Annotated in this window: 8 protein-coding genes; 4 read left to right on the plus strand and 4 right to left on the minus strand. The window is 65.6% G+C overall.

Annotation, left to right across the window (positions count from 1 at the left end; genetic code table 11):
• Positions 1 to 37: 37 nt before the first annotated feature.
• Positions 38 to 1,654: a right-handed parallel beta-helix repeat-containing protein gene (locus ACSQ2H_RS06420; RefSeq protein WP_436060618.1), complete on the minus strand. Its 1,617-nt coding sequence runs from the start codon at positions 1,652 to 1,654 to the stop codon at positions 38 to 40.
• A gap of 333 nt (positions 1,655 to 1,987) precedes the next feature.
• On the opposite strand from ACSQ2H_RS06420, the gene ACSQ2H_RS06425 reads away from it, so the two are divergent.
• Complete coding sequence (locus ACSQ2H_RS06425) at positions 1,988 to 3,574, plus strand: O-antigen ligase family protein (protein WP_436060619.1); 1,587 nt, start codon at positions 1,988 to 1,990, stop codon at positions 3,572 to 3,574.
• Here the strand turns inward: ACSQ2H_RS06425 and ACSQ2H_RS06430 are convergent.
• Together ACSQ2H_RS06430 and ACSQ2H_RS06435 are read right to left on the minus strand one after the other, a co-directional pair.
• On the minus strand, positions 3,567 to 4,490 hold the full coding sequence (locus ACSQ2H_RS06430; RefSeq protein ID WP_436060620.1) for a glycosyltransferase family 2 protein: 924 nt from the start codon (positions 4,488 to 4,490) through the stop codon (positions 3,567 to 3,569). The two genes, ACSQ2H_RS06425 and ACSQ2H_RS06430, sit on opposite strands and share 8 nt — an antisense overlap.
• Before the next feature lie 3 nt (positions 4,491 to 4,493).
• On the minus strand, positions 4,494 to 5,399 hold the full coding sequence (locus ACSQ2H_RS06435; protein WP_436060621.1) for a glycosyltransferase: 906 nt from the start codon (positions 5,397 to 5,399) through the stop codon (positions 4,494 to 4,496).
• Positions 5,400 to 5,626: 227 nt separating this feature from the next.
• Here ACSQ2H_RS06435 and ACSQ2H_RS06440 point away from each other — a divergent pair, with 227 nt between their 5' ends.
• From ACSQ2H_RS06440 to ACSQ2H_RS06450, 3 genes are all read left to right on the plus strand, one after another.
• A complete protein-coding gene (locus ACSQ2H_RS06440; protein WP_436060622.1) occupies positions 5,627 to 6,715 on the plus strand; it encodes an acyltransferase family protein in 1,089 nt (362 codons plus the stop codon).
• A gap of 231 nt (positions 6,716 to 6,946) precedes the next feature.
• Positions 6,947 to 8,986, plus strand: a complete 2,040-nt coding sequence (locus ACSQ2H_RS06445) for a right-handed parallel beta-helix repeat-containing protein (RefSeq protein ID WP_436060623.1) — start codon at positions 6,947 to 6,949, stop codon at positions 8,984 to 8,986.
• Between the two features lie 457 nt (positions 8,987 to 9,443).
• Positions 9,444 to 11,378: a right-handed parallel beta-helix repeat-containing protein gene (locus ACSQ2H_RS06450; RefSeq protein ID WP_436060624.1), complete on the plus strand. Its 1,935-nt coding sequence runs from the start codon at positions 9,444 to 9,446 to the stop codon at positions 11,376 to 11,378.
• A 94-nt stretch (positions 11,379 to 11,472) separates the two neighbouring features.
• On the opposite strand, the gene welK is transcribed toward ACSQ2H_RS06450, so the two are convergent.
• Positions 11,473 to 12,579 (minus strand): beta-1,4-glucuronosyltransferase WelK, encoded by a 1,107-nt coding sequence (welK, locus tag ACSQ2H_RS06455; RefSeq protein ID WP_436060625.1) that lies wholly within the window; start codon positions 12,577 to 12,579, stop codon positions 11,473 to 11,475.
• Positions 12,580 to 12,607 lie beyond the last annotated feature (28 nt).

The following is a 12,607-nucleotide window of genomic DNA, read 5'->3' on the forward strand; positions in this document are numbered from 1 at the left end:
GCGGAGCGACACCCTATCAGACGTTGCGGCCGCGTCGTCAGGCCGAGACGATCCATCCGTCGGAAAGCGACGAGAGCTGGACGTTGGCCAGGACCATGCGGGCGCCGCCCACCAGATCGATGACCACGTCGGCGCCGACCTGGGTCACGCTGTAGCGCGAGCCGTCGCCGATGAAGACGCGATCGCCCTCGGCGCGGTTGAAGTCGGTGACCAGGTCCAGGCCGGACTGGGCGAAGATGTGGAAGGTGTCGGCCCCGGCGCCGCCGATGATGGTGTCGTCGCCGAGATCGCCCGAGATCCAGTCGTTCCCGTCGCCGCCGAAGATGATGTCGTTGTGCTGGCCGCCGCGCAGGGTGTCGTTGCCCGTGTCGCCATAGATCGTGTCGTTGCCGAGATTGCCCAGCACGAGGTCGTTGCCGGCGCCGCCGAGCAGCAGATCGTTGTTCTGGCCGCCGGACACCCAGTCGTCGCCGGCCCCGCCGTTGATGGTGTCGTCGCCGGTATTGCCGTTGATGTCGTCGTTGCCGCCGCCGCCCAGGATGCTGTCGTTGCCGTCGCCGCCGCGGAGATAGTCGGCGAAGTCGCGGCCGGTGATGACGTCATTGCCGGCGCCGCCCTCGATACGGCTGCCGCCGTCGATGCGGGCGCTGAGATGGTCATCGCCGTCGCCGCCCTTGATCCAGTGGGCCAGCGCATTGGCGCCGTTGTCCTGCAGCGCCGCGACGATCGAATTGCCCGACTGCGTCAGGTTCGTCGTGCCCTGGAGGTTGAAGGTCATCGCCTGGTTGTTGGTGACCTGGGCGTTGGTCGAGTCGTTGATGCGGATCCACGACGTCATGTCGCCGTAGCCGACCACCAGGTTGCCGTCGACCACCAAGCCGTTGGTCTTGGTGACCATGATGCCGTTGTACATGCCGCCGACCACGACATTGTCGGTGACGGTGACCCGGTCGTAGCCGAGGCCGATCTGATCGGTGATGAACACGCCCTGGATCACCCCGCCGGAGCCGCGGGTGATCAGGTTGCCGCTGACCACGATGTCGGTCGCCCGGGCCGTGGCGCCCCGCGTCAGGAACTGGATCGCATCGGGGTGGTCGCCGCTCACCGGATAGAAGTCGGTGAAGGAGTTGCCGACGATCTGAACCCGGGACGTGCCGACCGCGACGATGCCGTCGGCGCGCAGGTCGTGCATGCGATTGTTGTCGACCCGAACGTCGCTGCTGTCGGTCAGGCTGATGCCGTGATCGAGCTGCTGGAACTCCGATCCGGTGACGCGCACGCCGGTGCTGTTGCGGATCAGGATCCCGGACTGATCGTCGGCCGGGTTGCCGTTCAAAGAACCGTGAATGCTGAGATTGGCGAGCGTAATGTCCTTCGAACTGAGGACCTGGGCGTTCCAGACCGTCCACGGCGCGCTGAAGTCGAGGTTCAGGTTGCTGATCACCAGCCCCTGGCTGTTGCTCACCGTCAGCCCGGTCAGGGTGGCCGGATTGCCGGGATCGGCCGAGGTGATGGTAACGGCGCTGTCGAAGACGAGATTCTTCAGTTGGACGTTAGAATAGTTGCCTGCTTGCAGGAGTATCCTGTCTCCAGCCTTGGCGGCGCCAAGTGCAGCGGTAAGTTCGGCGGCGCTGGCGCACAGGATATCAGCCATGAGGTTCGCGTCTTCTCTATTCTGGTCGCAGCCCCCGCTGTCTCAACGACCATAGCGGGTGAAGCTCAACGGTCACCGGGGCTAAATTGACGCAGGAGGTCTGGCGCCTCCGTCGGGCCGATCGGGCCCGAGTACACCTAACAAATGCTTAAATTCGGGGCCTTACTCGCCTCCGTCGCACGCGGCTGCGGGTCCTGAACTCTCCCGCCGCCATGCGGCTTCGCGACTTAGCGAGCGCTGAGAGGAATGTTAATTCATGGACGTCAGGTTGTGAACGCCTAGCTTCGGCGCGTCTGCGAGCCGGCGGATTGAAAACGACTGGGAGAAGCCCTGATGTGGGCGCGCAGCGACAATGACGGCCGCAGTTCGCGGCCGATTATCCTGAGACCCTATACCCGGCCCGGCCCCGGCCGCCTGGTTCAGGCTGTCTTCCTGCTCGCGTTCATGGGCTTCTGCCTGTTCTTCGGCTTCTTCTACGGCCTGACGACGCCGTACCTGATCAAGCAGCTGGTCATTCCGGTCATCCTCCTGGCGTTGCTGACGGTCTGGGCGCTGCCCGACACCCGCACCGCGCCGACCGGCACGCTGTACGGGCTCAGCTTCGCCTTCATCATCGTGCTGTTCCTCTGGCCGAACTATCTGGCTGTGGCCTTGCCCGGCCTGCCGTGGATCACGCTGATGCGCCTGGTCGGCGCGCCGCTCGCCCTGGTTCTGGCCATCAGCTACTCGATGTCGCCGGACTTCAGGGCGCAGATGAAGGAAGCGCTGAACGCCACGCCGCTGGTCTACAAGCTGCTGGCAGGCTTCGTGCTGATCCAGGTAGTCACGATCGCCTTCTCCGACGACAAGGATCAGTCCATCCAGCGGGTGATCAACGCCCAGCTGACCTGGACGTCGATCTATTTCGCCAGTGCGTTCGTCTTCCTGAAGCCCGGGCGAGTCCACCGCTGGGCGGTGATCCTCTGGGTCGTGACCGTCGTCGTCTGCCTGATGGGGCTCTTTGAGTTCAAGATCAGCCGCCCGTCCTGGGGCGCCTTCGTGCCGAGCTTCCTGAAGGTCGAGGACGAGAGCGTGATCCGGACGCTCACCGGCAGCATGCGTTCGGCGACCGGGCAGTATCGCGTGCAGAGCACCTTCACCACGCCGCTTGGTCTGGCCGAATTCCTGGCGCTGACGGCGCCGTTCATCCTGCATTTCGTGATGTTCGGGAAGAGGCTGGTGACCCGCATCGCCGCCGGGGTGACCATGCCGGTGATGCTCTATGTGGTGATCATCACCGACTCCCGTCTCGGCATGGTCGGCTTCCTGCTGTCGTTCATGCTCTACCTGTTGCTGTGGAGCTGGCTGCGATGGCGCGCGGACAAGACCAGCCTGCTGGCCCCGGCCATCGTGCTGGCCTATCCGGTGATCTTCGCCCTGTTCATCGCTGCGACGATGTTCGTAGGCCGGCTTCGCAACATGGTCTGGGGTGGCGGCGACACGGCGGCCAGCACGGCCTCGCGCGGCGCTCAGTACGACATGGGCATTCCGATGATCCTGAAGGCGCCATGGGGGCACGGGGCGGGTACGGGCGGCAGCACGCTCGGCTTCGTCAGCCCGGCGGGCATCACGACCATCGACACCTACTACCTGGCGGTCGGCCTCGAGTACGGCGTGATCGGCTTCTTCGTCTATTACGGGATGCTGGTGATCTCGACCTACTACGCGGCCAAGTACGCGGTGCGGTCACCCACGGGCGAGCTCAGCTACTTCATGCCCGCGGCCATCGCCCTGGTGAACTTCATCGTCATCAAGTCGGTGTTCAGCCAGCAGGACAACCACCCGCTGATCTTCATGCTGATGGGCATCGTGACGGCGATGGTCTACCGAGCCACCCACGAGAAGCCCGAGGCGGGCGCGCCGCCGGCCAGGGTCAGCTGACGTCGAGCCAGGACGGGGGGCCGCGCTCGCCGCGCAGGCCCGCGCTCCAACCGGCCAGCGCATAGCCGAGCTGACGCCAGGCGCGAGCGCGACCAAACCGCAGACCCAGCAGGGCGAGCGCCGCGACGGCCGCGACCGGCAGGCGCGTCGGATAACGGTCGCGGGTGGTCAGCAGCTTGTTGCGTTCGCCCAGATAGATCGGCGTGCGCGGGCGGCTGCGGATGGCGGCGTAGGAGCCGGTGGTGGTGCCGGCTTCATGCAGGACGTCAGCGCCGGGCGCGTAGCCCAGGCGCATGCCGAGTTGAAGCCCGCGCAGGCACCATTCGACCTCCTCGCAATAGAGGAAGTAATCCTCGCGCATCGGGCCGACGGTCTCGAGGAAGCGGCGCCCGATCATCATCGACGCGCCGTTGAGATAGTTCTGCTCGCGCTCGATCTGCGCCTGATCGGGCGGCGTGCCGTGCGGCGAGCCGTGGCCGATGGAGACGGCCCGCGCCAGCCATGGCCGCCAGCGGCCGCCATGCGACTGCACCCGGCCGTCCGGCAGGTAGACCGTGTCGCCGACCGCTTCGCAGTCGCCAGCCTGCAGCCGCGCCACCAGGCGTTCGAGCGATTGCGGTTGCGGCAGGGTGTCGGGGTTGAGCACCCACCATGCGTCGGCGCGGGGCGTTTCCTGCAGGCCGACGTTCACGCCGCCGGCATAGCCGAGATTGCGCGGCGCGCGCACAGCGCGGACGATCTGGCCGCCGGGCAGGGCCTGGGGAAGCTGGGCGACGAGCGCGTCGTAGGCCGCCTGGCCGCCGTTCTCGCAGATCAGGACCTCGAACGCGCTGTGGCTGGAGCGGCCCAGCGCGTCGAGGCAGGCGACGATGTCGGGAACGTTGCGGAAGGCGACGATGCAGACGGCGACATGCATGGATCAGCGCTCCGCACGGGCCAGCAGGCCCACGGCGTCAAAGGCGCGCCAGAAGCGTAGCCGGTAGAGCATGGCCACGGCGTCGAGTTTCTGGCGCGGGGAGCGCAGGCGCGGGCTGGTCAGAACGCGTGGCGTGTGGGCGACGGCCGAGAGCGGCAGCAGCAGGCTGCGGGCCAGCCAGCGTCCCCGCCCTTGCGGTCGGGCGACGACGATTCCGAAGGTCTCCGCGTTCAGCCGCCGCCATTTGGCGGACAACTCGTTCCAGTCGCGGCGGGCGGGGTGGGCGACGAGCGCAGCCGGCGCGTAGCCGATCTTAAATCCAGCGTCGCGGGCGCGGTGCGACCATTCCAGATCCTCGGACACCCCGACCCGGAAGCCGCCGACCTGGGCGAACAATGCGGCCGGGCAGAAGAGGTTGGCGGTGACGGTGAAGCCTTTGCGCTCCACGTAGGCCTGGTTGTCGAAGGCGAAGACCAGTTCGAACGCCTCGGCGCCGGTGACGTGGGCTTCATCGCCGACCAGCACGCGCATGCCGCCGCCGACGAAGTCGCTGTTCTGTAGAGCCGCGACACCTTCGGCCAGCCACTCGGGCGCCGGAATGCAGTCGGAGTCGGTGAAGGCGAGGATCTGGCCGCGCGCCACAGCGACGCCGCCGTTGCGGGCCGGGCCGGCCCCGCGCTCGGCTACGCTGACGAGGCTCGCGCGGCCGCCGATGGTCAGCTTCACGGCGTCTGCCCCCACCGGGGACATGTTGTCGGCGACGATCACGTCGAAGCGATCGGCCGCATAGGTCTGGGCCTGAAGGGCCGACAGGCAGCGATCCAGCGATGCGAGGTCGTTGTAGTGGGGCACGATCACGCTGACGTGAGGCTGCACGCCAGGGGGCAGGGCGTCTCCGGTCAATTCCATCGGCGGGGCGAACTCGCACATGAACAACGGACCGCCGCGACGGCGCGCCCGGTCGCACATATGCCCCTGCGATGTTGACGTTTCATCAATATTGGCGCGACCTGCAGCCAGTATGAGTTGACGGAGCGGTCGGGTGCGGTTCGCGTAAGGTTTACGTATCAGCTTTGCTGTACTAGTCGCTGCTTGGCGCTCGGATAGTGCGAAGCGGCGTGGTTGAGGGACGGGCAATGCGGATCAGCGACGAGCGACTGGACGCCGACGCCAATAACTTCACCGCGGTGAGATTGTTGCTCGCCAGTTCGGTCATCTACACGCACTGCTACTTCATGACGACCGGCGTGCGGAACGCCGACGACCTCAGTGGGTTTCTCGGCGCGCCGATATCGGCCTATGCGGTCGACGGCTTCTTCTTCCTCAGCGGGTTTCTCGTCTATCCAAGCCTGCTGCGGCTGAGCAGTTCGGTGCGCTTCCTCACGGCGCGGTTCGTGCGGCTATGGCCGGGGCTGGCGCTGTGCGTGCTGCTGACGGTGTTGGCGGGCGGCTTCTTCACCACGGCGGCCCCCGGCGCCTATCTCGGCGGCGAGACTTCGAAGTTCGTCCTGACCAACCTGACATTCACAGTCGCATCCTACCGGCTGACTGGCGTGGAGTGCGGCGGCGAGCCGTGCGTGATCAACGGTTCGCTCTGGACCCTGCCCTGGGAGGTCCGATGCTATGCCGTGCTGGCGATCCTTGGCGCGCTGGGTCTGGCCAAGCCGACGATCATGAAGCGGCTGGTGCTGCCGCTGAGCCTGGTCGGCGTGCTGGTCTGGGATGTTCCGCAGGTCCAGGAACTGGCCCGCAGCCTCGTGGGCGATGGCGCGGTCTATCTGATCGAAACCTTCGACCGCCTGTGGGCGGCGTTCGCCTTGGGCATCGCCGCCTATCTCTTCCGCGAGCGCATTCCGCTTTCGTGGACGTGGCTGGGCGTGCTGTTCGTCTTGACCCTGGCGGCGCACGCCGTGGGGCTTGGCCTGCATATGCGCGCGCTGTTGATCGGCTATGCGGTGTTGTGCTGGGGCCTGCTCAGCGCGCAGCGCAGCGTCTTCTCCGCCAAGTGGCCGGACTACAGCTACGGCATGTACATCTACGGCTATCCGGTGATGGTGCTGATCTACGCCTTCTGGCCGACCTCCTCGCATCTGGCCCTGACGCTGGTCACCATGGCTGCGACGGTGCCGCTGGCGGCGTTGTCCTGGCACCTGGTCGAGCGCCCGGCGCTTGACGCCTATCGACGCCGCCGGCGCGCCGGCCGACTGGCCGCCCAGCAAACCTAGTCCGATCTCACTGATAGCGATCGACCGCCCTGGCGCCCGCCGGGGCGGCGCCATTCCGTGCGCCTGCAAGGCGTCGGAGCGTATGGTTTCCAGATGTTTATGTTATCGCGCAATTAACCTAGCTGATTAAGGCCGGTTCAAGCGGCTTGTTGCTACTCATAAGTCCACAACGGGGCATCCCGTACTCGCCAATACACAGCGCGAGTGCGGATCTGGTGGCGGAGAGATATCGTGATACTCACGGCGAATAGCGCTCAATCCCTGACCGCGGCGCTTAACGCCGCCAAGTCTGGCGATACGATCCTTCTTGAGGCTGGCAACTACTCAAACGTCCAGATCAAGAACCTCGTGTTCGACGGCACGGTGACCATCGCCTCGAAGGATCCCGGCAATCCGGCGACCTTTACCGGCCTGGTGGTGACGGGCAGCGAGAACCTGACCTTCCAGAACCTGCACATGGACTTCAGTTCGCCGTGGACGGTCTGGAACGCCCAGATCGTCAGCTCGAAGAACATCGAGCTCAACAATCTCGACTTCCATGGTTCGCTGAACGGCAACCCTGCCGACGACCAGAACGCGCTGCTGATCCGCGGCAGCGAGAACGTCAAGGTGGTCGGGTCGGAGTTCCAAGAGTTCTCCCACGCCGTCAGCATGATGAACAGCAACGGCGTTCGCATCGAGGCCAACAGCTTCCACGACCTGCGTTCCGACGGGGTGATGGGGGCGGGGACCTCGAACGTGCAGATCGTCGGCAACGTCTTCACGGACTTCTATCCGGCCGACGGCGACCATCCGGACGCGATCCAGTTCCTGACCCGCGGCACGACCGAGAAGGCTCACGACATCCTGGTGAGCGGCAACCTGATCACGCGCGGCGATGGCGGCATCATCCAGGGCGTGTTCATCACCGACCAGATCGGGCTCGGCTATGACCGGGTGACGGTGACCGACAACGTCGTGACCGGCGGCATGTACAACGGCATCATGGTGGCGATGGCCAACGGCGTCGTCATCGACGGCAACGTCGTGGCCTCCTACAGCGATCAGAAGTCGTGGATCCGGGTCGGCGACTCGACCAACGTCCAGATGAGCAACAATCAGGCGGGCGCCTACATCCTGCAGGGCAACTCCGCCCTGACGCAGACCGGCGACGTCGTCCTGCAGCCGCTGACGTCTGAGCAGATCGCCAGCCTGAAGACCTGGCTGGCCACGAACACCGACGTTTCGAGCGGCCTGGTGGGCATGCTGGACGGCGCGGCCCCGATCACGCCGACGACCCCGACCGCCCCGACGGTCCCGACCACGCCGACCACTCCGACGGTTCCCACCACGCCGACCGCGCCGACCACGTCGACGCCGACGGCGCCGGTCGTCAAGGATCCGGCTCCGGTGGAGACCGCCGTGATCGTGCTCGCCGGCACGGCTGGCGATGACCGCCTGACCGTCACCGGCAAGGCCAACATGCAGCTGGAAGGCGGCGCGGGTAACGACGTGCTGACCGGTGGTGCGGGCGCCAACACGCTGATCGGCGGGGCCGGCGACGACACCTACATCATCCGCGACAGCGACGACGTGATCGTCGAGGGCGCGAATGGCGGGACCGACCTCGTCTACGCCTACGTCAACCACACGCTCAGCGCCAACGTCGAGAACCTGAAGCTGCAGGAAGGCGCGACCGTCGGCGTGGGCAACGGGCTAGCCAACATCATCACCGGCACGACCCAGGCGGACAATCTGTCGGGTCTGGGCGGCGACGACACCGTGCGGGGGCGTGAAGGCAACGACACGATCAGCGGCGGCGACGGCGCGGACCAGCTCTACGGCGACGCCGGCGACGACCGCCTGGACGGCGGGGCGGGCAATGACAGCCTGTATGGCGGCGAAGGCAACGACGTCCTGATCGGCGGGGCCGGCGACAACCGTCTCGAGGGCGGGCCCGGCGCCGACACGCTGGTCGGCGGCTCCGGTGCGGACAGCTTTGTCTACCGTCCGGGCGACCTGGTCGGCGTGGACCGGATCGAGGGCTTCTCGTCGGCTCAGGGCGATCGGATCCTGCTCGCCGAGCTGGACGCCAACACCAACACCGCCGCGAACGACAAATTCACGTTCATCGGCACCAGCGCCTTCAGCGGCAAGGCGGGCGAGTTGCGGTTCCAGGTCATTAACGGGGACGCACACGTTTACGGCGACATGAACGGCGACCGCATCGCCGACTTCGAGATAAACGTGGTGGGTGTCAGCAAGCTCACGGCCGCCGATTTCATGCTCTGAGTGAGCTGAAAACCGAGTTCGAACACCATCCCGCCGCTGCGTCCCCCGCAGCGGCGGGTTTTCTTTTGGTCGTTCGAAAGGAGAACTGAAGATTAGTCGCTGTTCGCCCGGATTCTGCCCGATTTGTGACATGTCTTGGACGCGAATCAACCGTCACTATCCAGGTATATGACAGTCTAAATTCGCGACATTGCAGGATTGTTGCGACGTTCCGTCACCTGGATGGGCGCAATCTGAGTATGTAGATAGACGCTCACATTCAGTGGCTTTGGTGCACGCAAGTGTACCGGACTTTGGCCACCAATAGTGAGGGTCTCCCTACGTGACTAATATTACTGTTAATAGTGCAGATTCGCTGCGTGCCGCTCTTACGACTGCTAAGGCGGGCGATACTATCCTTCTTTCGGCCGGCAACTACGGCAATGTCAATCTGAAGGGCATTGTCTTCGACGGTACGGTGACGATCACCTCGAAGGATGCGGGTAATCCAGCGACCTTGACGGGTCTGACCGTGGCCAACAGCCAAGGGCTCTCCTTCGAGAACCTGCACATGGATTACAGCAATCCGTCCACGGTGTGGAACACCCAGGTCAACAGCTCGAAGAACATCTCGTTCGACAACATCAACTTCCACGGCTCGCTGAACAACAACCCCGGCGATGACCAGTCGGCGATGCTGATCCGTGAAAGCTCGAACGTGAAGGTGACGAACTCGGAGTTCCACGAGCTCGCGCACGGCGTCAGCATGATGAACAGCAACGGCGTCCGCGTCGAAGGCAACAACATGCATGACATGCGTGCTGACGGCGTGATCGCCGTGGGTACGTCCAACGTGCAGGTTCTCAACAACTCCTTCCACGACTTCGCCCCGGCCACCGGCGACCACCCGGACGCCGTTCAGTTCCTGACCCGCGGCGCCACCTCGGCTGCGCAGAACATCGTGGTCAGCGGCAACGTGGTTGCGCGCGGTGAAGGCGGCATCATCCAGGGCATCTTCATCACCGACCAGGCCGGCATCGGCTACAAGAACGTGACCGTGACCGACAACGTGGTCGTGGGCGGCATGTACAACGGCATCATGGTGTCCAACACCAACGGCCTGACCGTCGACGGCAACACTGTCGCGCCCTATGGCGACATGACGTCGTGGATCCGGATCGCCAACTCGACCAATGCCAAGATCACCAACAACGAAGCCGCCAGCTTCAACCTGAGCGGCACGACCACGACGGCGAACAGCGGCAACGTCACCATCAAGGCCCTGACCTCTGCGGAGATCGCCAAGATCGACGCCTGGGTGAAGGCGCACGAGGGTGAAGCCGGCGCGATCTCGACCTTCCCGCTGCCGGGCGGTGCTCCGACGCCGACCCCGACTCCGGATCCGACGCCCGATCCGACCCCGGTTCCGACCCCGGATCCGACGCCTAATCCCGATCCGGGTACGGGCTCCGGCTCGGACGGTGGTTCCGGTTCGGACGGCGGTTCGGGTACGGAAAGCGGCTCGGGTTCTGACGGTGGTTCGCTGACCATCGTGAAGGGCACCTCCGGCGCCGACCGTCTGACGGTCAGCGGCAAGGAGAACATGCAGCTGGAAGGCGGCGCTGGTGACGACGTGCTGACCGGCGGTAAGGGCGCCAACGTCCTGATCGGTGGGGCCGGCAACGACACCTACATCATCAAGGACGCCGACGATAAGGTCGTCGAGTCTGCGAATGGTGGGACCGATACGGTCTATGCGTCGGTGAACTACAAGCTGACCGACAACGTCGAGAACCTGAAGCTGCAGGACGGCGCGACGTCGGGCACCGGCAACGATCTGGCGAACGACATCTCCGGCACCACCGGCTCCGACAACCTGTCGGGTCTGGGCGGCGATGACATCCTGCGCGGTCGTGAAGGCAACGACACCCTGTCGGGCGGCGACGGCAATGACCGTCTGCTGGGCGACGCCGGCTCCGACCGTCTCGACGGCGGCAACGGCAACGACACGCTGACCGGCGGCGACGGCAATGACGTCCTGCTGGGCGGCGCCGGCAACGACCGCCTGGAAGGCGGCCCGGGCGCCGACACCTTGACCGGCGGCGCTGGCGCCGACAACTTCGTGTTCCGTCCGGCCGACCTCGGGTCGACCGACCTGATCACGGACTTCTCGAAGGCGCAGGGCGACAAGATCCTGCTCAGCGAGCTGGACGCCAACACCAAGACGGCGGCGAACGACAAGTTCGCCTTCATCGGGACCAAGGCGTTCAGCGGCCAGGCCGGCCAACTCCGCTACGAAGTCACCAACGGCGAAACTCACGTCTATGGCGACATGAATGGCGACAAGGTGGCTGACCTGCACATCAAGCTGACGGGCGTTCACAGCCTGGATGGCTCGGAGTTCGCGCTCTAAGCGGCTCCTTCGGACTTCCCCGGACCTGGGCGCCATGCCCAGGTTCGGGGCATCCGAACCACGCTACCGAAAAGCGTGACGGCCCCAGCGGTCGTCACGCTTTTTGCGTTTTCGACCTACGCCTGCGGCGCTCCTCGTCGAGGACGCCGTCGAGATAGCCGATCAGTTCGCTCGGATCGGTGGTCGCCAGCACCGGCGGCCGGGATTTGATGCGCGCGATCGCTGCAGCCAGTTCGTCGGCGTCGTTGGCGACCTCGATCAGGCCGCGGGCGGCGAAGGCGCTCGTGATCTCGGCCTGGTGGTTGTCGTAGTGCTCGCCCTTTTCCAGCAACCGAGGGAAAGCGATCACCCGGCAGCCTTGGCGCAGCGCCGTGATCAGCGAACCGGTGCCCCCGTGGCAGACGACGATGTCGGCTTCCGTGAGCAGTTGCTGGATCTTGTCGAAGGGCAGGGTCTCGACCGCGGTCACGCCCTCGGGCTGCGGGGCGCCGACGCCGGTCTGGATAATGACCTCTTCCGACAGATCGCCGCGCGCCTTCAGTTCGGCGACAGACGAGACGAGGCGCTCGAAGGGGAGGGTGGCGCCGACGGTCGCAAACAGCAGCGGCCGCTTGGGCGGCGGCGCGGCGTCCAGCAGCCGGAAGGGATCGAACACCTTGGCCTTGGGGAAGTGCGAGGCCAGCGCCTTCGATTGCACCACCATGTCGTCGGCGATCGGGGCGGCGATACGGGCGAACAGCGACGGGCGGTCGAAGCGTGCGAACGAGTCGATGACCACTGTCCGCGCGCCGCGCAGCCGCGCCCAGGCGACCGCGAAGAACACTGCTCCCGCGCCCGTCGAGATGACGACGTCCGGACGTTCGCGGGCGATGATCGACGCCGAGCGAAAGAAATTGCTGATCCCGGCGCGGACCATCCGCCATGGGGCGCCGAGCCGCGCCTGGCCTATCGCCACGTGCGGGACGAAGTGCGTGCGATGCGTTTGGGCGAGTGTTGCGCCCAGCGCGGTGTCCTCGGTGACGAAGAAATAGTCGTGCTTCGACCAGATGCTCTCGAGGTCGAGCAGTTGGCGGACGTGGCCGCCGCCCGAGGCGGCGAGGCACAGCCGCAGGCGACGGCCTGCCGGCTTCGCGCCGCTGGCGGGCGCCGCTTCCGCAGCTACGACGTCTGAAACCGCCACCGTCTCGCCATCACTGTTCACGCGGGAAATCTCTCGTTACCACTCAGAC

It is taken from the genome of Phenylobacterium sp. LjRoot97 (assembly GCF_964254345.1).
Classification (GTDB): Bacteria; Pseudomonadota; Alphaproteobacteria; order Caulobacterales; family Caulobacteraceae; genus Phenylobacterium.